Below are 22,452 nucleotides of genomic sequence, written 5' to 3' on the forward strand. Positions count from 1 at the left end.
TACTTTATTTATCTTACCACAACTGGGCTGATTCATGAGGGGCTGTCATCTGGGGTCTCCCCAGATGTTTATACGCCCCGTCTACCGACTAAATTAAAATTGTAGTCGTAGGATTCTCAGCCCTTCTGCTAAAATTTTGTCAATCTCAATGTATCGTAGGCGCGAAGGAACTTCTCGGAGAGTAGTTTTCCATTAATCCGCTTTTCATCCCCACCCAACTCTATCCAGTGTGGATGGGGACTTCTCGTCAGTCAGGTTAAATTAATACCTTTTTTAGACACTCTGAAAGTTTTAACGATGATTAATTACTGATTTGCTCAAGAGCAATTAAAGAATTACGACGATTGGGCGTTCTCTCAAGAGCCGCCTCAAATGCTGCCGTTGCTTCGTCTTGACGATTTTCCCGAAGGAGTAACGCTCCATATAAAAACTTTTTGTATTCAGGATTAGCTTTATATTTAATTCCAATTAATTAAAATAATGCTTTTGTTACAGGAATATTAACAACTAAAACGATTAAGGTTCCAATCAAAAACGTTACTCCCAGTGGTGCTCTCAGCCTTTGCCCCCAAGAAAAATTTTTCTCGATTACCATGGCACCTGTCAGGAGTAACATCCAGCCGAAGTTTCCCATACCCATAACAAACATCAGCAACATTAAAGCCCAACAACAGCCAACACAAAATATACCGTGACTTACCCCTAACCACCAAGCCTGATATAGAAGATTACCTTGCTGCCAGGCTTTTAAAACTAAGTTGAGGGGAGAGCGACACTTTTGTAAACAATAATCCTTGATTGGCGTGAACTGAAAAACACCTACTAAGCCGAGAGTGAATGCGCCTAAAACCCAATAGTTTTGATTCAACCAAGGAGTTGCTAAAACCACGCCATGCAACATTTTATCCGCAATATAAAGTAAAAAACCAAAAACAGTCCATACGCTAAGATAGCCAGCTACAACCAACCCTTGTAATAACCAGCGACTAGAGTGATTGGAGATAAGTCGTTGCCAAGCAATTAATAGTGGTAAAGTAGTTGGTAACATCATCGCAAGGCACATTAATAGCCAGACAGTGGTGTAAAAAGTTGCTGATAAGGTGATATCTAAAATGACAGAGTGAGTTATTAACCCAAGCCCACTTGCATCATGAAGATAACGACTATAAGGTGAAATAGAAGAGAACCAGAGTAAGCCCCAAGCTAAAATAGTGATGATGCTAATTAGACTGATTAATATTGTTTCAGTAGAATTAGTTTTGAAGCCTAGTAAAGCGCGATCGCGCAACTTCCAAATTGTAACAAGAGAGACCTTAGAAAGCATAAATACCTATTCTAGTATTAGTCGTTAATCTGAAAACTTTCCCACAAAATAGGAGTTTGGGTAATGGTTAATTCCTTTGCTTCTAGGTCTGAAAATTAAAGTATGCCTGCATCGAATTATGTGCTTGGAGATCGATTTCCATGTTTAAACTAGGACAAGAAACATGGTAAGTTTTTGCTTTACCCGGGAAACTCGGCGCTCCGGGGGAAAAATCAATGGCAGCATCATAAAGTTTAACTGGCTTTTCACTAGCTCCCTTCAAAGATTCCATTTCAGCACGCATCACATTACCAACTTTGAATAAACCTGTGCCTTCCTGAATATCTGACTCGATGGTTGCTCGTTCAACAGAAACAACTTCCCCAACTAACTCAGCAACATCAGCCAAAGGTCCACCTTCTTTGCCAGTAAAAGCAGACAACAGAGCTTCTTCCTGTTGTTCTGTGGCTTGATCATCGATAAAAAGGACAGCTCTCCAGTTACCATTAAATACATTTCCGGGGATATGGGCAACCATAGCTAAGGTCAATCCAGAGACATTAATCTCGTTAATAGTTCCCTTATCTACGCGATAAGCAATAGTTCCTCCGCACTCTCCACCATCAGGATCTTCCCCAACAAAGCAAGGACAAATTGAGTTGCAGGTACAAACTTCGAGTAATCTCCCTTCAAGTTGATAAGACATGGTCTTTACTCCTTAACAATCGTGATACTACCGATATAAAAAAAATTATAGAACTGCTGGATTAACTAAGTCTTGAAAAAAATTGACCAACGGTCAGTTGTTGACTATAGGATTGATCAAAATTGAATTAGTTTTCTGATTAAAGAGAGAAGCTGGAACGGAGAAAGGGTGAGTTAAACACAAATTTTGGTAGGTAGCGGGAGAAAAGCCTGAAAATTGATGAAACTCTCGGGTTAAATGACTTTGATCACTATAGTTACAAGTGGTGGCAACAGTAACCAAGTCACAATAATTTTCTGTTAATAATTGGTGGGCGTGAACAAAACGGATCCGACGAGCAGCCAATTTTGGTGTAATGCCAATATATTTCCGAAAGCACTGATTAAAATAACGATGACTCCACCCCACCTGTTCCACTAATTTCTGAATTGAAATATTGCCATGTTGAGCTTCAAGTTGATTCCATGCCCACTCAATTTCTGGGCGCATTTTCCGTTGGGAAGTTTGCAACTTTTTCAGTAAATACTCATCAATATAATCAAATCGCTCTTGCCAAGAAGCAGATTTTTCAAGGCGTTGGGTAAGATAACAAAGATCAGTGTGCCAAATCTCTTCTAAATTAATGGGACCTACTGCTAAGTCAATGGGGTTTTTCTCTAGCACTCGAAAAGCTATACTAGGATGCATCCGAACTTCAATACAACATCGAGTTCCCGTAAGTGTAGCAATTAATGGGTTGGTATTGAGTCCAACTAATACAGATTGATATTTTCTAGATTTAAATTTCGTTTGTAAGTGATTAAATTCAATAGTATTTCCAAAACTTAAAACAATAATGATATGATCTCTAGGGAGTCCTAAGTAGTATAACGGTTGATCTGTATTAGTTATATAACCTTCGTAGCGATAAACTTGTCCTTCTAATAGGGGAGATGGCAAGCCAGTTTGATGCTCCCAGATCATTTGATTGGATAGGAAACATTGAGACTCAGAATTTTTAACAATTTCGGTAGGAGGCTGTGCCATGTCAGTTTCCCCCTAAACATTAATGAAAATACTATGCCAAAATCTCTTAGGGGCCTGGTAAATCAAATCGGAAATTGTATTGATACTTAAGTAAAGTATATAGAACTTAAATAAGAAATAACCCGCGATTTTTCGCGGGCTTTTAATATTTAGAATTGTCTAACGAGAACCATCAACCTAGAAATTTGTTCAACTAAATATCCTGTTCACTTAATTCACGGTTCATGTGATCAAAGGGTTGATCAATAAAACTGGTATCAGTAATCCCAGCTTCTTCTACCATTTGCTTAATCATGCCTTTCATAATCTCGATACCTCGAACCGTGGGAGCAATGGGCACTCCTAAAGAGTTATAAGTTTCTCGTAAGCCTTGTAAGACTCGTTCATCTAAAACATAGGTATCCCCAGCAACTAAAGCATAAGTGGCGTAACGGAGATAGTAGTCCATATCCCGCAAACAAGCAGAATAACGCCGTGTTGTGTAAGCATTTCCTCCAGGGCGAATTAACTCGGGTAACTCATCAAATAACTGTCTTCCTGACTCTTTGACAATTGTTGCTGCATTGGCATTAATAATTCCTGCAGCGGCAACTCGGGCAGTTCCTGATGCAAAATAGGATTGAAGTTGATCCATGGCATCGCGATCTAAATAGCGACCGCTAACATCGTAATTTTTAATTAAGGTAGTTACAGCATCTTGCATGTTAAATAATCCTCCCAAAGGACTTGATTTTATGAGGGTCTAAAAGTAAATTAATGCTCTAATCTTAGTTATTGTATCGTTTCCCTGTCCTGATTTTCCCCTCTATTGCTTAAATTACACTCTTAGCAAGTTACAAAACTTAATTAATCTCCTCTTTGGGATATAACGTTTCTTAGCCCTCTTTTGTCATTTTCCGAGATAAAATGATAAGAAAGGAAAAGTAAGAATAAAGAGGGAAGCGACTGCTCATGATGGATGTAGCTTTACAGATTCGTCAACACCTACCGCGAGACCCAGAACCTACTAGCGCGATCGTAGACAACTATTGTGGTTACTATCAAGACCTGTTTCAAGATGTGAGAAATTATGAATGCTTTAAATTTTTACATTTAGGACTCATCGCACCGATTAAACGAAAATCTCTACCAGAAATTGCCAAAGTCGTCGGGATTACTTCTGCACAATCTCTACATCACTTCCTTGCTAACTCACCTTGGTCAGTAGAACAATTAAGAGAAAGAAGATTACAAAAAACTAAAGAAGCCTTAAAGGGAAAAGCAATCACCGTCATTATTGATGAAACTGGAGATAGAAAGAAGGGAAATCGTACCGATTATGTCGCTAGACAATACTTAGGAAGTTTGGGCAAAATTGACCAAGGAATCGTCTCGGTCAATGCTTATGGAGTGTATCAAGATATCACTTTCCCCTTAAAGTTTAAGGTATTTAAGCCCAAAGGAACTCTCAAACCAGGGGATAAATACCAAACCAAGATTGAATTAGCCATAGAACTGATTCAAGAGTTAATTGATTTTGGCTTTAACATTGACCTAGTTTTAGCAGATAGCTTGTATGGAGAAAGTAGCAATTTCATCAATACTTTAACTCACTATCAGCTCTCCTATGTAGTAGCAATTAGAAGTAATCATAGTGTCCTACTGCCCCCAGGACAAAGGGTAAGAGCCAATAAATGGTGTCAATTTACTCGCACCTTTAGTGATAACAGTTCCGAAACCAGATACATTCGAGAAATTGTTTATGGCAAGAGACGAAAAATCACTTATTGGGATCTCACCACTGACCCAGAAACTTTGCCCAGTAATGGGACCTCTTTTGTTATGACCAATCTTCAAGGGAAGGTCAAGAAAAAACTAGGAGACCTTTACGGTTTAAGAACTTGGGTGGAATATGGATTTCGCCAATGTAAGCAAGAATTGGGTTGGAAAGATTATCGTTTCACCAAGTTTTCTGAGATCGAGAAGTGGTGGGAAATCATTTACTGTGTTTATTTAATGGTGAGCTTACAAACGCCAGGTTTTAGCTCTTTTGAGCAAGATGAAGACAGTGATGATAAGACACAACCATCAACAAGTAATAATTCTCCTCAACATCCCAATTGGAGGAAGGGAAATAGCTGGAAAGATGCCTTACATAACCTACGTTTAGTTATGGAACCATGGTTCTTATTTTGGTTAGTTGTCCCTTGGCTAGAGATGTTTAATAATGACCACTTATTATTGGGGTTTCAGCATTTATTTTCTTCTGTTCATCAAGTTAAAATAGGTTTTTAAGAGTTGATTAGAACTCATTATTTTTTACTTCTTGCTTCGGAAAGTGACAAAAGAGGGTTAGTCTGTTGAGGGACAAACTTAGTCATTAGTCATTAGTCATTGGTTTACAAATAACAAAGGACGAAGGACAAGGGACGAAGGACAAAAGCATTAAGAGTGTCCCTTAAAAAGCATGAACAGAGAGATCCCCTCTAAAAAAAATGAATCTAAAGCCTAAAAAAAGACTTTAGATCAAGGTTACAAACCAATCTAAGAATTGACAATTTCTCGGTGAGAAAAATTAATCGTTGTTTCCATTACTAGAGTTTGTGTTATTGTCGCTGTTGTTATAATTATTGTTGTTAGAAAAACGGCGACCCTTTGAGAAAGAATTTGCAGGCTTTTTACGGAATTGCCGCGCATAAGCTAGGTTACGAGCTGCTTTTTCTTTTTTTTGATTGCGACGCTTTGCCATGATTGTTGCTCCTGACTTAATAACTTTTAAAAAAACGCTTTCAGGAAGCATATTCTACTAATGAGTAGCTCCCCAAAAGCGTTATCTTCTTAACTTAATTTTTAGAAACGTCTGTTTCTGCGGCCGCCACCAAATGATCCTTTGTTTTCACGAGGACGTGCAGGGTTAACCTTTAATTCGCGCCCCATCCACTCTGCTCCATCAAGTTCAGAAATCGCATTTGATTCTTCACTTTCCGATGACATTTCAACGAAACCAAATCCTCTCATGCGACCGGTTTCACGGTCAGTAGGAAGGTGGACACGCTTAACTGTGCCGTACTCTGCAAAAACCTCGTTTAAGTCATCTTGGGTTACAGAATAATCGAGGTTACCGACATAAATTGACATTGATGAATATTCTCCTCAGTCAGGAAATTGTGTAGTGAGTCAAGATCTCGGAGAAAGTCCGCCAATACGAAGCTGAAAATAAAACTATCAATACTGAAACTAACGTTGTCACCGATCTTTGCTCTCATTCATAATACTAGCAAGAACTTTTGAGGGTAGCAAGTGATTAGTTTTAGTTTTCTTTTTTAAAAAAGAGGACGAGTGTTTTTTTAGTTAAAAAATCTAGGATTAGAGGGAGTTTCAGCTAATCTAAAGAAAATGTTAATTTTAAAGTAGAAACCAAACCTTTTTTTCTTCATAATATTTAATGTTTTGCTAGCCTAGAACCGTAACCTTTATTGTTTTGGCTTTATGACGGCTGTTGCATCTTCTTTAAGTTTTCGCATTTCCCCGATTATTCGGCTTACCTTAACGCTACTTTATTTCGCTCTAACTGTTCCTCTGCCTTTTTTAGCTGTGGCAAGTCCTGTAGAATTTCCTGTCAGTTTATTAATCGTAGGGTTAATCATCGGTTTGATTCTCTTACAGGGGGGATTAAGCCAGAAAGTGCTGGTAGATGAGGAGCAAATTGCTGTTACCTATCCGTGGTGGTTTCCTGATTTTTTGCAAAAGGGATGGTCGCTGTCTTGGTCGGAAGTTGAGCAATTGAAACTACGAACAACAGGGCAAGGAGGATTGGTGTATTATTTTGTTACCCCTGAGCGCGATCGCGCTTACCTGTTACCGATGCGAGTTGCAGGTTTTGCCAAGTTAATCCAAGTCGTAGAAGACAAAACTGGCATTGATACCCAAGATGTTCGCCCTTTAGCACAGCCCTGGATGTATTTGATTCTACTAGGGTTTACCTTAATTTTGCTCTTAGTTGATACTTGGACAATTTGGACAGCACTCACTCAGGGTTTTCTCGCTTAAGAATGTTTTTCCTGTTGGGCTTGCGACTGCGTGAACTGATTTTCTTGAGAATGAGGTAACGCCTGAGTCTGTTGATAAGAAGCGTGTGAACCTTGTACCTGTTGCATTAAACTTGCCATTTCCAAAGCATTGAGAGCATAATTCCAGCCCAAATTACTTTTAATACCAGCCCGTTCTAACGCCTGTTGCATATTTTCAGCAGTAATGACTCCAAATACCACAGGAACGCCAGTTTGGAAACTTGTGGCAGCAATTCCTTTCGCCGCCTCACCTGCTACATAGTCAAAATGAGCAGTTTGCCCTCGAATCACTGCCCCTAAGCAAATAATGGCATCATATCGTCCTGTAAGTGCCATTTGTCTTGCCATCATGGGTAATTCAAAACTGCCAGGAACCCAAATATAATCAACCTGTGTTCCGTTCGGATCAGGATTAACCCCATGGCGTTTTAGACAATCTTGACAGCCTCCTAAGAGCTTTTCGGTGACTAAGTCATTAAACCGCCCAATGACAATAGCAAATCGGGCTGATCCTATATTGGTAAATGTACCTTCAAATACGGTCATAATTAATTACTGGTTATCGTTTATTTGTAAACCAATGGCTAAGGAGTATCAGTTGAGCTCTTATACCAATTTTGATAAGGTTGGTTACAGTAGTTTATCGAAATGGTATGAAGACTCATTTCCCTCTATTTTGCATGAAAAAGCTCCCCACTCACAATGATTCAACGACTCCCGTTAAGCGCGACCTGAACTGGTCAGTTGAATCGGTGTAACCCTTACACCACAGGGATTTCCACCCCTGTCCTTCGTGGAAAGCTCTCCTCATTTGGAGAGTGGCGACTCTTGTAGTAAGTAATGAGGCAAGAGGAATGCACGCCCCAGACGTATCCATAACTGCTAGGGGTTAAGCGGTGAGGAGCTAGGAGGAGAATTGGAAGGATGAACATAGTCTAAGCTGATGATTAAACTGCGTTACAGTCGAAACAGCCAAATTATCCCTGACAGGCTGTCACCAAAAAGGTAAGAAGGTGGTCTATATGTTTTAACGTCATATAAACGTGGAAACACACTCCTTCCGCAGAATAGTCAGCCATCCTAACCAATTCGTATGTTCAACCGATACAACAGGGTAAGCCCTACAAAGTCTCCTTGACTGGTCGAGTCAGGAGTAGGGGGGAGGCAACAAACCCACAACTCTCTGGAGGGTAAAAGATGAGGCAAGAAGCGAACGCCAACCTGTAATGGGATGGATAGGGGTTGAAACATTATCCCTGAGCGAAAGCAAAGCAGACTTGCCTTGGGTCTTATACCCCACATTCCGCACCCTCAACTGTCACATTGTCCGTTTGGCGACCGTATCAAGGGGAATTGATTGATTCTAGCATCAAACTTAGGGGGAGAATCAGGGTGAATTCTTCTTATTCTCATTAACCAAGAGTAATTGAGAATTTATAAGCCTGAAATTACAGCAGCTCTTAACTGACTTCAGCTTTGATTTTCACTCCTTCGGGGAAACTTCCCTTACACTAATCAATAATATTGTTGGCAAGGTTTGGGAAACAATTCTAGTAAATTTAATCTCTCTTCGGTGAGATTAGAAACTTCGTTTTCTCCTCTAACTTTTAACAAGTGAACCGCTTGAAATTGTTGAAAAATCCAACGTAAAGTAGGAGAATTCGTTTCTTTCCCTAATTGATTTTTAACCATTTCTCCTCGTCTCACTAAAGCCGAACGCAGTTCTCTTTGCCCCAAATTATAAATGAGCAGACACAAGCCCAGAATTAAGACCATCGCCTGAATTCGTTCCGGAGATTTAATGAAAATGCTGTCTGCTAAAAACATGGGGTCTTTTAAGAACCTAAATCCCCTTTCCGTTGACTGTTGCTCTTTATATTCAATGAGCATTTGATTAGGAGAGAGTTCCCCTTCATCTACAATATTAGTGGCGAGAAGAAACCGTCCAGCTAGTTGTTTTTCTTCCTGAATCAGGGCTAAATTTTCTTCTAAACCGGCTCGAACTCTAACCTTAGCTTGGTCAGGATTTTTGTCTTTTTCTTCACGAGTTTCAATCTGGCTGATTTGATGGTACTTAAATTTCTTTTCTAGTTTTTTGGCAGCTTTGATGGCATCAGGAACACAAGCATAAGTTTGTCGAGATAACTCTCGTAATTCTTTTTCGGCTTCGAGTCTATCTTTCTTTATTTTTTTCTCAAGACGTTTTTGGTCGGATTCTTTTCTTTCTTCACTTTCTACCACTAACCATCGTTGTTCAATTCCCCCATAAGTTGTCTGGTGAATCGAGTAACTGTATCCATCAAGAGAACTGGAACTCATTTGAGAGGATTTAATTTGTCTAGCAAGAGCTTGAGCCGGTTTAAGACGGAAGGGAACTCGGGTCAGCCATTTCAACTCTTCCATTTGTTTCAAATTTTCTGCGGTGTATAGTGCCCTATCTGCTACCATCAATGAATCGAAATCTACTTGAGAACGAAATTGCTTAAAAAGTTCAGGAAATACTTTTTGGTCAGATTCATTGCCACTTCCGGCTCTTAAGAAAACGGGAATATCTCCATCGCTACTACTAATTAAATCGACCATGAATTGCTTTAAGTCGGGACGTTTATCCCGAGAATAACCATAGGTAATTTCAATTCGTTGAGGTGGATTTCGTTTTTCTCCTGGTTCTGAATCCACTTCCAAATTGACTTCTTCGATTAAAGGATTTTCGTATTCTCCTTCCACACTGAAAGAGCTGGAATCGAGATGAACACTCTCGACATCAATTGAGAATTGTTTGATGGCTTTTAAGGCGATGCTAAGAAATATGTCTTCTAATCCGGTTAAATATAATTTGTCTAAGACTCGTCCTAACCGGTCATCATTTAAGTGTTTGGCTTCAATCCCTTCTCCAATTAAATGTGAGGTGGGTTTTCCTTCAAAGAACTTGGGAAATAGGTATAACGGAGATGAAAACAGTCCTAATCCATTGAGAATCATTGCTTTCACTGCATGACCAGGACTGACTTTTTCCCGGGGTTGTTCCACTACTAATTCATTAATTTGTTCTACCAGCCCGATTTCATCAATTAATCCAGCTACTATTCCTAAATGGTCTAAATTGGTGACTTCAATTGATGAGAAGTTGTTGGAGATAGTCGCCATCACTCATTTTAATTAAGAAAGGATTGATTCCTCAGTTTACCTTTCTTTTTTCCTTAAATCGACCCCTCAAGCTGATTCCTTACTCTTTCTTCAGAGTTTTCGGAATTAGTCACTTTGTAGCTGTGACAATTCTCGGCAAAAAGTCCCACTTTTCTCATTTCAGTTGATCTGAAGGGACAATGTGACAGTTGGGGTGCGGAATGTGGGTTCCAAGGACAAGGAAAGCCTAGAACATACACTAGACCAGATAAAGCAATGGATGTCAGAACGAGGTCTAGAAATCAGCACGGAGAAGACAACAATCGTCTCAATGGAAGAAGGTTTTGATTTTCTTGGATTTAACTTACGCCATTATGATGGTAAATTGTTAATTAAGCCTCAAAAGGAGAAAGTTCTTGCCTTCTGCAAGAAGGTTGGAAACACTCTTAATAAGATGAAGGCTTCTACCCAACAGGAAGTCATTAAAGTCCTAAATCCGCTTCTCCGAGGTTTTGCAAATTACTACAGAGGAGTAGTGAGCAAAGAAACCTTTAGCTATATCTCACATCGAGTATGGCAGTACCTCTGGAAATGGTGTTGTCGGCGACACCCAAGTAAATCAAAAAAGTGGGTAAAAGATAAATACTTCGGTTCATACAAAGGGAATCATTGGACTTTCATGTGTAAAGGGACTGGTCGTGGAGGTAAGGAAAAACTCTCTATTCTCTATGACATCAGTAGTACACCCATAGTAAGGCACGTCAAAGTCAAAGGGACAGCAAGCCCTGATGACCCCTCACTTCAGGACTATTGGTATAAAAGAAGCCTCAAGATAGGAAAACAAAAATGGGCAAAAGGTTCAAAATACGAACAAGTAGCCAAAATGCAAGAGCATAAGTGTCCTGTCTGTGGGGAGAGCCTCTATAACGAAGAAGAAATCGAGACCCACCACATAGTACCTGTGAAAGATGGTGGCTCAGATGACCCTGAGAATTTAGTCCACTTACACAAAGCGTGTCATAAACAGGTACACAGTTCAAAATCCAAGACAAAGGCTGGAAGTAAGGCTTGAGCCGTATGATGGGAAACTGTCACGTGCGGTTCTTAGGGGAGGGGAGAGAGGCAACTCTCGAACCTTACCCGCTAATCTTTGATTTAACGGGAGATTGAGGAGACTAAGGTTCAACAAATTTAATCGTACAAACGCAAACAGGAAGACGTGCTTTCCTAAGGGGCTGTCGTCTGGACGCAGCGACGCAGGAGCGAAGCGACGAGGAAGTGAGGATTTCCCCAGACGTTTATACGCCCCGTCTCCCGTTAACCTGACGGTATAACGGGAGTTTCCAGCGCGAAAATTAGATGAGGAGTTAAACTGAATTAATCAATATTTTTTTAAACCACAAAAAAGTTTAAGACGCCCACTGCAACCACAAGCAAAGCCCAAATTCCTGAACCGACAAAAATCAGGCGTTTAGATTGTTCCCAGTTTTGTGGAGAGGCATAGGCAACAGGAACCCCGATGACCATAATAAAGGACAGAAACACAAGAGCAGCTAGTGAAATTTGAAACAAAATAGACATTTTCTTAATACTCCCAAGACAACAAACAGTTTTTTAAAGGCTTTCTATGTGATTATTTTCTTCTAGTTAAGGAGAAGAGTTGTTTTATATTTTATCAGCCTTGGCACCTGATGGGGAGGAACTTAAGCACAATTACTTATGGTTGCCTCCCTAGAGCCTGATTAGTGTAATTGAATATATTTGGGCTGTTCAAACATATGAACGGTATCTACAAACCGTGCTGTCATCGACTGACTGGAAATAACCAAGGATTCAGTTCTTGCACCACCATGGAAGAAACGCACTCCTTGCATTAAGGTGCCAGGGGTAATCCCAGAAGCGGCAAATAAAACGGTTTCTCCTCGTGCTAAGTCTTCAGCGTTATAAACTGCATCAGGGTCTTTGATTCCCATTTCTTGAAGACGCTCAAGGTTGCTTTCGCGGCTTTCCCCAATTAAGCCTGTTTTCACCTGTTCAGGATCATAGATTAATTGCCCTTGGAAGTGACCGCCTAAACAACGCATGGCAGCGGCAGAAATAACGCCTTCTGGAGCAGCTCCTACGCCCATCAGCGCATGAACATTGGTTCCCGTAAAGGCACAGGAAAGGGCAGCGGAAACATCACCATCTCCAATGAGACGAACTCTTGCCCCAGCTTCACGAATTTCTTTAATTAAACCTTCGTGGCGTGAGCGATCCATTACGACTACCACTAATTCATCCACAGAGCGATTTAAGCACTCAGCAATAATTTTTAGGTTTTCGGTAGGAGATTTGCGAATATCCACATGACCTCGGGCAACGGGTGGGGCAGCCAGTTTTTTCATATAAAAGTCTGGCGCTGCAAAAAGTCCACCTTTTTCCGAAATCGCTAATACTGCCATTGAGCCTTCTTGACCTTTTGCGACTAAGTTAGTGCCTTCGCAAGGGTCAACGGCAATGTCAATTTCAATCAGTTCATCAGGGTTACAAAAGTTTTTCGCATCAGGGCGAGTACAAATTCCCACTTCTTCGCCAATATAGAGCATGGGAGCGTCGTCACGTTCCCCTTCCCCAATGACAATGCGACCGCGCATATTAATGTCATTCATACGCTTCCGCATGGCTTCAACAGCGAGTTGATCGGCCTCGTCTTTAAGTCCTTTTCCCATTAAACGGGATGAGGCGATCGCGGCTTGTTCTACAACTTCAATAATTTCTAAACCAAGTGTTTTTTCTAACAATTTTTTTATCTCCCGTCTGCGATCTTGCTTAATTCGTTTCTGAGTTTATCAGAAAACCATGGCTTATTTGTTACTGACCTTGTACGACTTGCTTGAAGGTGGTAAGGCTTTCTAATCCAATTAATCCTCGTCGATATCCTTTCTGATTAGACATTCCTAGGAAAATACTGTCACCGTTAGCCGCATAGCGAAAGAAGCGCGGGGAAGCATTGACATAAACTAAGGCACTATCTACGGCTTGGGCAAATTGACGAGTTTCACGATAAGACTGGCTGATAATGCAGTCAGCATGACCGCTACTGTGACGATTAATCCACGCGATCGCGCTCCCGATATCATCTACAAACCGAAAGGCAACTACTTTCTTTATATAACTTTGTGACCATTCTTTTTCTTGAATGGGATGCAAATACTGAGGATAGGCAGTTACTAATTCTTCCTCCCCTTTTAAGATAAATCCCTTATCTTTCAGGATCTGAAATACATTAGTTAACAGCGAGGCTTTAATATTACGGTTAATTAGAACCTTCTCAATGGCATTGACAGGATCAGGTTCGCTAACATGACTATCAACAATTACGGAACGGACTTTTTCTGCACTGCCTGTGGTTGACCAATATAAATAACAATTACCGATCGCGGTTCGCAATATTGGAACATTAACCAACTTTGCCGTTTCCTCTACTAAACTAGGGCGACCATAGGGAATCACTAATTGAGTATAAGGTTCTTGTCGTACCAAATCACGTACTGAACACCCTTGATCACCACACAGCAGTTGTAAAGTATGCTGAGGTAAGTCGGCTTCCTCTAGGGCAGTATTGAGAGCTTTAAGGATGGCTTCATTAGAATGACTAGCTTCACTTCCCCCTCGTAACAGTAAACTATTTCCCGTTTTGACACATAACCCAGCCGCGATCGCGCTTAACTCAGGTAAGGCTTCATAAATAAACGTAATTACTCCTAGAGGCATCCGCTGGCAATAGGTTTGAGCAGGATCTAGAGGATAGGGAGCATGGCTAACTCTTTGAATGGGATCAGCAATGCTTGCCAATCGTTCTAAAATTTTAATGGCGGTTTCTAGGCGTTGGGGGGTTAATTTCAGCCATTCTAGGATTAATTCAGGAAGAGCCATTTCCCGCCCAGTTTCAAGATCGAGAGTATTTGCTTCTAAAATGTCATCATAAGAGCGTCGCAAGGATTGACCCATTAAAGCCACCGCCCGTGAGCGTTGACTTCCCGTGGTCATTGCTAGTCGCTCACTCGCTTGATGAGACTGTTTTACAATTGTCTCGATCAGCTTTGATTTTTGATCATCATCGCCCTGTTTCATTCTTAAATATTAACTGCGCCAATACGCTAACCACACTATTAAAGCAGGTAATAAAGCTAATAATACAGCCACTAATACCCAAAACAAAACCGTTCCTTCAACAGAGGCTTGTAGGATTAGAGGTAGCCAAACTGCTATAAGGACAATGGTAATTCCTAGCATCATTGGGAGAAAAAGCTCTCCCCAACGGGAGTGAAGGGGTAACCACCGCCGACCATTCCAACGCCAACCCCGTTTATAAGGGGAAGCCCCAGAAATTTGTTGCAGTTGTTGATAATTATCTTGGACAATAAAAATATGCTGACAGCGATCGCAACCGAAAGCCTCAGTAAGAGCAATGGGATTTAAGCGTCCTGCACGCCGACAAGGACAAGGATACTCTGACGATAAATCAATTTTGACACCTTTCTCTGCTGGCACGATCCCTTAAGCGTAGAAAACTAGTCAGATAGTTGTTTTATTTCTTTTCATCATAGTGGTTACAGCTATCTGATTGCCAACCTTTTCTGGGTTAACATGTAAAGTATGTTCATTTATCGAACCGAGTCTTTTCAGAAAAAACTGCAACTCCATAATCTGGAGCAAGAAGTAGATCGTCTCTGTGAAGAATTAGCACAGATGTCAGTTAGTCAAGCGCAGTCTCGGTTTGAGCGCATTTATCCTTTTCTCAAACGCAAAGAAAGAAATTTACGCCTTATTGCTCGCATTTATCGTGTTGACAATACTCCCATTTTATGCTGGCTAACTTTATTTCACCGGGGGGCAAGTGAATATAAAGATTTTTTGCGCGATCGCGAAAACTATGCTCATCAGTCTTGGGCAAAAGAAGTAGAAGAAAGTCGTCTTCGAGAATGGCTAAAACAACAGCAAATAGCTACCTCAAATAATACCACTACGTCCCCACGGTTTCCCAGTCATCTTTACCCTTGGTTACAGCCTCCCACTTGGGAAATTGACACCAATACTCTTTTAATTTACGAAAGCCAAAGTTGGGTACAACAATTTCAAAACCTAACCATTCGCCAAAATTGGCAAAATTATTATCAGTTAATTGTTGATTTAATTGATATGACAACACTTCCGGGGCTATTTTATCCTGACTGGGAAGTGCGACTCCATGGAAATCAACAATGTCACCTTCTCTATACTTACTTAATCACCCAAGATGAGTCTCCTAGAGAAATTTTATTTCTACTTTATCCATTTCTGAACCGCCCAACCGATGAAGAAATTGCTCAAATTATTCAAAAAGAACAATTTAACTTTACTCAAGAAATCTATTTAGATGATCTCACTAATTGGGCGCAACGATCTTATACCCATGAAATTATTTATTCCGAAGAATCATGGCTTGCCATTGAAGACGAAACAACCACTAACTTAGCCTTATCTGCCGAAGAGGAAGCAATATTACATTCTGTCTCTACCTCTTACCCTTCTCTTCCTTTATTCTTAAATGGACAGGCAGGCAGTGGCAAATCAACCATGCTTTTCCACCTCTTCGCAGACTATTGTCATCGTCATTTTTTAATTTGCCAAGAAGACGAAAAAGCAGTATTTAAGAAACCACATCCTCTATTTCTTGCCTATAATGACCGACTTTTAAAAGTTGCCAAAGAGCAAGTTGCTACCCTATTACAAAACCATCACCGTTTTACAGAAAAAGAGCCATTTAGTAACCCTTTACCACAAATTTCTCCTTTTTTTAAAAGTTTCCGCCAATTCCTCCGTAATTTATTACCCCCTGAAGAAAAGCAACTTTTCTCCACTGATAAATATATTTCATTCCATTATTTTCGGCAATTATGTAAGCGACATTTACCGCGATATTCTCCTGAACAATGTTGGTTAGTTATTCGGACATTTATCAAAGGATATCATTTAGATGAGCGAAATAACTATTTAAGTATTGAAGATTATCAAGAAATTCCTAATCGAGAAAAAATTGTTAGTGAAGATGACTTTAAAAACATTTATAATCAAGTTTGGCACTGGTATTATAGATATACTAAAGAAAATCAAGCGTGGGATGATCAGGACTTAATTCGCTGGGTATTATTCCATCAATATTATTCCCCAGATTATACGGCTATTTTTTGTGATGAATCTCAAGATTTTACTCGCTTAGAATTGCAATTAATCATGCGTCTTTCTGTGTTTTCAAAATATGATCTAGAGCATGAATTTGTTCCCAGTCTTCCCTTTGCTTTTGCAGGTGATCCACTACAAACACTTAATCCCACAGGCTTTCGTTGGGCAAGCTTAAAAGCTACATTTTATAACGAAGTCTTGACAGCTTTATCGCCAACAGGAAACCTTAACTTAGAAATGAATTTCCAAGAACTAGTTTGCAATTATCGCTCATTTCCTGCAATTGTTGGTGTAAGTAATTTAATTCAGTTATGGCGCACTCATTTATTTGAATTAGCTGAACTTGAACCCCAAACTGCTCGTAGAATTGGGGAAAGTAGTCCTGAGAAGTATATCTTAGGGGAAAACTTATCTCCTGAGGAAGCTAAACTTTATATGCAAGACTCCTTAATTATTTTACCCTGTGATGAAACAGGAGAAACTGATTATATTCGTAATGATCAATTATTAAAGGATTTATTCCCAGAAATTAATAATGGTAGTAAACCATGGAATATGCTGAGTGCAATTACAGCAAAAGGTTTAGAATTTAAGCAAGTCATACTCTATAAATTTGGAGATAATTGTCCTCAAGATATTTTTGCTACTTCTTCGCAAAACTTAGAAAAGATCAAGTATTTTTTGAATAAACTTTATGTCGCTACTAGTCGTGCTACAGAACAGCTTTTTATCGTTGACACCCAAAAAGGTGAGCAACATCTATGGCAATATGCTAGTGATAGTAACCAACTACAAAATTTAATTCGTAATCATCTCTCTCATTTGCAAAAATGGGAAAATAAAATTCATTTACTGAATTGGGGATATACGCCAGAAAGTTTAGGAAAAGATGATCCTTATACCATAGCAGAAACTTTAATGACAGAAGGATTAAATAATAAAAATTCTGATCTTCTATGGCGAGCCCATCAAGCCTATAAGCGTCTGCAACAAGAAGAACAAGCAGCAGTTTGTGAAGCAGAAGCGTTAAAACTAGATGGAGAATTTATTAAAGCAGGTCACTCTTTCTTAAAACAGCAAAAATTAGAAAGTGCCTGGCATTGTTTTTGGCAAGGAATGGCGTGGCAAGAGCTACTAAAACTTTATCATCATTTTAAGGAAACAGAAGCAGACATTGATGAAAATTCTTGGTTCAGAATTGAAAATGACTATCCACTCATTGAATACATGGCAACGTTATCAAGTAATCCGCAAGTATCACAACTTGATAACTTTACTCAAATTCTAAAGTCTCAGCTTAATAAAGAGCAATTCAAGCAAGAAATTCTTAGTCCTCAATGGCAAAATGCTCTAGAAAGTTACTACCAACAAATTAATTTATTTATTAAGAATAAAAGTCAAGAATTTTACTCTAATTGTGAAAATCATGCTCAAATTCTAGAGAAAGTTAGCTCTATTATTACTCAAGATCGTAAAAACAAATACTTAAAATTAGCAGGCTATTGTTACTTCTACAGCAAAAATTATCAACAAGCTATTAATTGTTGGGAGCTTAGTAAAACTACCAATATTCCCGAATATTATCGAGCCAAAGCTTATATTTTAGGAATGCCGAAAGGGTTAGAATACTTAGTAAGATTGGGAGCTAATCAAGAAATTTTACAAGCGTGGGAGAAAGCCAACAAGCCGATGCAACCCCAATGGTTAAGCTATGTTGCTCCTGTTTTAGAAGCCAACTCTCATTATGAGACAGCGCTACAAGCCTATTGTCATCTTAACAAAAAAGATAAAGTACACGCCTGTTGGAAAAAAATCTCTTCTCCCAGTTTAAAACTTATTAGCGGATTAATAAGTTACTATATCCACTTCCAGCATTGGGAAGAAATGATTACTACTCTTGAAAGCTATATTTCCCAAATTATTCAAAATACAAATACTCTTTTCCTTCCTTTCCTAACTCGCCTTGCTGCGTCTAAGTTAACCCCAGAAAGTCTCAATAAACAGCAACGTCAACGCCTAGAAACTTTATTTCAGGATAGCATTATCCCTCTCTCCAAACCTCAAAATTACTCAACCTATTACGTAGGGGTAATTTTAGAAAAGATGGGGGCTTTAGTTCTCTCTCTACAATTTTATGAGAATTATACAGGAAACCAAACTTCTTCAAAATTGCGTAAATTTGCTCGTCAACGTTGGTTAGCAGTGAAGAAAAAACAAGCTCTTTATTTCCAAAATCAAGGAAAAAATGAAAGAGCCAATAATTTAGAAAAAGAAGTCAAACGGCGAGCAATTCACTGGAGTATTCCGCCACAAGAAATTAAATTAACGCCACCTCAAATTCGCATTCAACAAAAGTCATCTTCACCCATTCCCACTGAAAAATCATTCTTAAAGTATCCTCAGGAAGCCCAAGTTGAATCTTTCCCGCAGGGAATTATGCAGTTAAAAGTGCGCCATCTTGATATTAAAGTAATGAAAAAGGCGCAACAAATACTAATTTTGGATCAGTTAAGTCAACAAACTATTCGTATTGATGGTTTAACGAGTCAAGTTAAAGTTGGGGAAATGATCTTAAAGCCTCAAGGGAAGCAAGGATTATCCTTTGTCTCCCCTTCAGGAAGTTTTGGGGGGAATGTCTTATATAGCAAGGAAGGGTTTAAGGTGGAATTAAAAATACAAGGTCTTAGTGAAAAAATTGAAATTACCTTCTAGAGAGGTTGCAAATTTCTACAGGTTCAATATTATCAGCAGGCGTAAACCCAAATATTTGAGAATAGAAATAAAATTCTCCATCTAAGGCTCGTTTGATATTTTCAGCACGGCGAAAACCATGTTGTTCCCCTTCAAACGGAACATAAGCTACGGGTAATCCTTTCTCTTTAATGGCTTCTACCATTTTCTGGGCTTGATTGGGTGGAACCACTTGATCTTCTAACCCTTGGAAAAAGATTACGGGACAAGATAATTGCTCAGTATGATAAATCGGCGATCGCGCTTTGTAAAGTTCCTTCTCTTGAGGATATTCTCCCACCAGCGTATCTAAATATCGCGACTCAAACTTATGGGTTTCCTTTGCCAACGCCTCTAAATCACTCACTCCATAATGACTTGCCCCAGCGTGAAACACATCCCGAAAGGTTAAAGCAGCCAAAGTGGTATAACCTCCTGCACTTCCTCCTGTAATCGCCAAACGATTGCCATCAACTTTCCCCACCTTCGCCAAATACTGCGCTACATTGGCACAATCATCGACATCGACAATGCCCCAATTTTTATATAACCGTTGCCGATATTCACGCCCATAGCCTGTGCTACCGCCATAATTAACATCAACATAACCAAAACCGCGACTTGTCCAGTATTGAATTTTCAAGTTAAAGCGAGGACTTGTGGCTGCTGTGGGGCCACCATGACTTTTTACAACTAAGGGGGGTAAGGTATTTTCTGGGGCAGAATAGTCTTTATTTTGCGGGGGATAGAACCAAGCATAAGCCGTTTTATTTCCAGTGGTAGGAAAGGCAATGGGTTCAGGAACAGAGAAATAGCCTGTATCAATTTCTAAGTTCGTGGCTTGCTTGAGAACTTCCTGTTCTCCTGTTTTTAGGTTCATCTGCACAGCAGAAGTAGGAGTAGTGGGGGAACCGCCCAGAAAAACAATATTCTCGCCCTGGGCATGAATTGATCCAATATCGGTGTAACCGACATCTAAAGTATTGAGGGTTTTTGTATTTAGGTCTAAGGTGGCAAGATACCACTGTCCATTTTGGGTATAGGTACAAACAATTTTTTCTGAAGAAATAAAATCATATAAAGATAATCCAAACACCCAATGAGGAGACCCAAATTCCGCTTCCATCTCATATAACGCTTCTACTTCCCCTTCAGCAGTTAAGCGATACAAATTCCACCAATTATTGCGGTCAGAGACAAAATATAATTGCCCATCTGGCGACCATAGCGGATGACAAACGGCTTCCCCTTCTCCTCCGGCGACTGTTTCAATATCACCAATGGTGCCATCTTCCTTAACTTTGCCAGTACACAACCGAGTATTATCCCAGGGCATATTGGGATGATTCCACTGTACCCAAGCTAGGGTTTCACCATCAGGGCTAAGTCTTGGCGACACATAAAAGTCACAGCCAGAAACGAGGGGGGTAACTTCTCCCGTATTGAGATCAATGGCAGCAATATAATTTTGGGGTTCTGCATCAACAAGATTTGTACTATCTTCACAAATCCCGATCGCGCGATCGCGCCCTTGATCTAAAAGTAATTCAGCATAAGAACGTTTTGCCTCTTGAGTTAATGGAATGGGATCCCCCTCAGGAGATTGTTTATAAATCCGTTGATCCTTAAAATTAGAAAAATAAACTGTGCCCTTAGTAACCAAGAACGCACCACCGCCATATTCATGAACCCGAGTCCGAACATTATAAGGGTGTGGGGTAACATCCTTAACGGTTCCTTCTTGAGTACGTCGCACTAAAACTGAACGTCCTCCTTCTGATGGTCGTCCTTCTAACCAATAAATATCTTGATCATCATAGACTACTCCCCCCAAGCCAATACTTTCAGCAACAATTAAATCGGAGGTAATGGGAGACTTCCAACTGCCAAACGGAGCAATATTTTGATTGGACATGGTTATTAACTGTACTCTCTCACCGTTTCTTATTAATTATCTGACATCTTCTCCTTTGACACTCCGCCCTCCTATAAGGAGGGGGATTCTTGGTTCACCGAACTAGGTTCGACAGACGACTCCCCTTGCTTTGACAAATAGCGATTGCTATCAGCCAAAGTAGAGGGGGAATCTCCCCAAGCGTCTATGGAGTCGGACTCCAAACTTCCCGTATGCCCTACGGTAGTTAATCCTCTTCTTAAGATCACTTTAGCTGCGTTGTGGTCTCGGCAGATAACGATCCCACACTTACATTCATGGGTTCTTTGAGAAAGAGTCTTTTTGACCACCCTTCCACATTTGGAACATGTTTGCGATGTATAGTGGGGAGGGATAGCGACTGTTATCTTTCCGTACTTTTTGCCAAAGTACTCTAACCACTGGCGGAACGTTGACCAAGCAGCATCATTAATACTCTTAGCAAGTTTCCCGTTTCGCACCAATCCTGCAACATTTAAGTCTTCATAGGCTACCACATCTGTCGATTGGATAACACGGAGTGCTGTCTCTTTACAGAACTCTTTTCGCTGCCTACTTACTCTCAAATGTTTCCGTGCGTAACGATTCCTCGCCTTGAGGTAGTTATTAGATTGAGATTGACCTTTACGGAACTTTCGAGACTTACGACGGTTGAGACGGTTCAGTTGTTTTTCCGCCTTACGGTAGTATTGTGGAATCTGAACCTGATTACCATCGGAATCAACATAGAAGTATTTAAGTCCAACATCTAAACCCACACTATGTTTGGCTGGCTCTAGTTGAGTTGGTACAAGATTGCTCAAGTCTTCTTTGACAACAAACTGAACGTAATAACCGTCTGCTCTACGAACCAAGTGGACCCTTTTAACTTGCTCTAGTTGGATTCGATGCAAGTCCCAACCCCCTTTCATCTTCAGACAACCAATTCCCTTTTTGTCGGTAAACTTAATGCGTTTACGGTCTTCGGATAATTTCCAACCGCTAGTTTTATAAGTTACCGAACGGACATTTTTCTTAAATTTTGGGAATCCTTTTTTGCCTGATTTTTGGTTTTGGCAGTTTTCATAGAAACGGACAATGGCTGACCAAGCCCGTTCTACGGATGTTTGACAGGCATGAGAGTTAAGAGCTTTGACAAAGGGGTATTCGGTTCGAAGTTGGGTGTTATAGTGATAAAGGTCTTTTTGTCCAACGCCATAGTTGTCCATCCAATAGCGAAGACATTTATTCCGCACAAATTGAGCAGTACGAATCGCTTCATTGATGGCTTGGTATTGAGTTTGATTGCCTTTTAACTTGAACTCTAGAACAAACATTTTGACGTTAGACTTATCTACGTAAAATTATAACAAAATAACTAATGAAATCGCCC

18 protein-coding genes are annotated in these 22,452 nt (G+C 40.0%); 4 read left to right on the top strand and 14 right to left on the bottom strand.

Features of this window, described 5'->3' with window-relative positions:
* Positions 1–472: 472 nt before the first annotated feature.
* From FRE64_RS10975 to apcB, 4 genes are all read right to left on the bottom strand, one after another.
* On the bottom strand, positions 473–1,324 hold the full coding sequence (locus FRE64_RS10975; protein ID WP_146296175.1) for a DUF2182 domain-containing protein: 852 nt from the start codon (positions 1,322–1,324) through the stop codon (positions 473–475).
* An 82-nt stretch (positions 1,325–1,406) separates the two neighbouring features.
* The gene (locus tag FRE64_RS10980; RefSeq protein WP_146296177.1) at positions 1,407–2,009 is read right to left on the bottom strand and encodes a DUF1326 domain-containing protein; all 603 of its coding nucleotides are present in this window, start codon (positions 2,007–2,009) and stop codon (positions 1,407–1,409) included.
* A gap of 93 nt (positions 2,010–2,102) precedes the next feature.
* Positions 2,103–3,035: a helix-turn-helix domain-containing protein gene (locus FRE64_RS10985; protein WP_146296179.1), complete on the bottom strand. Its 933-nt coding sequence runs from the start codon at positions 3,033–3,035 to the stop codon at positions 2,103–2,105.
* 193 nt (positions 3,036–3,228) lie between these two features.
* Positions 3,229–3,738, bottom strand: coding sequence for an allophycocyanin subunit beta (gene apcB / locus FRE64_RS10990; protein WP_146296180.1), 510 nt, complete (start codon positions 3,736–3,738; stop codon positions 3,229–3,231).
* 251 nt (positions 3,739–3,989) lie between these two features.
* On the opposite strand from apcB, the gene FRE64_RS10995 reads away from it, so the two are divergent.
* Positions 3,990–5,309: an IS701 family transposase gene (locus FRE64_RS10995; RefSeq protein ID WP_146297260.1), complete on the top strand. Its 1,320-nt coding sequence runs from the start codon at positions 3,990–3,992 to the stop codon at positions 5,307–5,309.
* 280 nt (positions 5,310–5,589) lie between these two features.
* On the opposite strand, the gene FRE64_RS17500 is transcribed toward FRE64_RS10995, so the two are convergent.
* Positions 5,590–5,763 (bottom strand): hypothetical protein, encoded by a 174-nt coding sequence (locus FRE64_RS17500; RefSeq protein WP_186708786.1) that lies wholly within the window; start codon positions 5,761–5,763, stop codon positions 5,590–5,592.
* Between the two features lie 101 nt (positions 5,764–5,864).
* Positions 5,865–6,152: an RNA recognition motif domain-containing protein gene (locus tag FRE64_RS11000; protein ID WP_146296181.1), complete on the bottom strand. Its 288-nt coding sequence runs from the start codon at positions 6,150–6,152 to the stop codon at positions 5,865–5,867.
* Between the two features lie 351 nt (positions 6,153–6,503).
* Between FRE64_RS11000 and FRE64_RS11005 the strand changes: the two genes are divergently transcribed.
* Complete coding sequence (locus FRE64_RS11005; protein WP_146296182.1) at positions 6,504–7,064, top strand: hypothetical protein; 561 nt, start codon at positions 6,504–6,506, stop codon at positions 7,062–7,064.
* Here FRE64_RS11005 and ribH read toward each other — a convergent pair.
* Both ribH and FRE64_RS11015 read right to left on the bottom strand, forming a co-directional pair.
* Positions 7,061–7,630 carry a 6,7-dimethyl-8-ribityllumazine synthase gene (gene ribH / locus FRE64_RS11010; protein WP_146296184.1) on the bottom strand — a complete coding sequence of 190 codons (570 nt, stop codon included), beginning with the start codon at positions 7,628–7,630 and terminating at the stop codon, positions 7,061–7,063. The two genes, FRE64_RS11005 and ribH, sit on opposite strands and share 4 nt — an antisense overlap.
* 969 nt (positions 7,631–8,599) lie before the next feature.
* Positions 8,600–10,231, bottom strand: a complete 1,632-nt coding sequence (locus FRE64_RS11015; RefSeq protein ID WP_146296007.1) for an IS1634 family transposase — start codon at positions 10,229–10,231, stop codon at positions 8,600–8,602.
* A gap of 181 nt (positions 10,232–10,412) precedes the next feature.
* On the opposite strand from FRE64_RS11015, the gene FRE64_RS11020 reads away from it, so the two are divergent.
* Positions 10,413–11,282, top strand: a complete 870-nt coding sequence (locus tag FRE64_RS11020) for a group II intron reverse transcriptase (protein ID WP_246140292.1) — start codon at positions 10,413–10,415, stop codon at positions 11,280–11,282.
* Between the two features lie 320 nt (positions 11,283–11,602).
* Here FRE64_RS11020 and psbZ read toward each other — a convergent pair whose 3' ends face one another.
* The 4 genes from psbZ to FRE64_RS11040 all read right to left on the bottom strand — a co-directional run bounded on the left by psbZ (position 11,603) and on the right by FRE64_RS11040 (position 14,746).
* The gene (gene psbZ / locus FRE64_RS11025; protein ID WP_146296186.1) at positions 11,603–11,791 is read right to left on the bottom strand and encodes a photosystem II reaction center protein PsbZ; all 189 of its coding nucleotides are present in this window, start codon (positions 11,789–11,791) and stop codon (positions 11,603–11,605) included.
* Between the two features lie 161 nt (positions 11,792–11,952).
* Positions 11,953–12,993, bottom strand: coding sequence for a class II fructose-bisphosphatase (glpX, locus tag FRE64_RS11030; RefSeq protein WP_146296188.1), 1,041 nt, complete (start codon positions 12,991–12,993; stop codon positions 11,953–11,955).
* A gap of 70 nt (positions 12,994–13,063) precedes the next feature.
* Entirely contained in the window at positions 13,064–14,326 is a 1,263-nt protein-coding gene (locus FRE64_RS11035) for a glutamate-5-semialdehyde dehydrogenase (RefSeq protein WP_146296190.1), read from the bottom strand.
* Between the two features lie 9 nt (positions 14,327–14,335).
* On the bottom strand, positions 14,336–14,746 hold the full coding sequence (locus FRE64_RS11040; protein WP_146296192.1) for a hypothetical protein: 411 nt from the start codon (positions 14,744–14,746) through the stop codon (positions 14,336–14,338).
* A gap of 105 nt (positions 14,747–14,851) precedes the next feature.
* Between FRE64_RS11040 and FRE64_RS11045 the strand changes: the two genes are divergently transcribed.
* Complete coding sequence (locus tag FRE64_RS11045) at positions 14,852–19,129, top strand: helicase domain-containing protein (protein WP_146296194.1); 4,278 nt, start codon at positions 14,852–14,854, stop codon at positions 19,127–19,129.
* Here the strand turns inward: FRE64_RS11045 and FRE64_RS11050 are convergent.
* A complete protein-coding gene (locus tag FRE64_RS11050) occupies positions 19,119–21,062 on the bottom strand; it encodes a S9 family peptidase (protein ID WP_146296196.1) in 1,944 nt (647 codons plus the stop codon). The two genes, FRE64_RS11045 and FRE64_RS11050, sit on opposite strands and share 11 nt — an antisense overlap.
* Positions 21,063–21,133: 71 nt before the next feature.
* On the bottom strand, positions 21,134–22,396 hold the full coding sequence (locus FRE64_RS11055; RefSeq protein WP_146296198.1) for an RNA-guided endonuclease InsQ/TnpB family protein: 1,263 nt from the start codon (positions 22,394–22,396) through the stop codon (positions 21,134–21,136).
* Between the last annotated feature and the right edge of the window lie 56 nt (positions 22,397–22,452).

The organism is Euhalothece natronophila Z-M001, from assembly GCF_007904085.1.
Taxonomy (GTDB): domain Bacteria; phylum Cyanobacteriota; class Cyanobacteriia; order Cyanobacteriales; family Rubidibacteraceae; genus Halothece; species Halothece natronophila.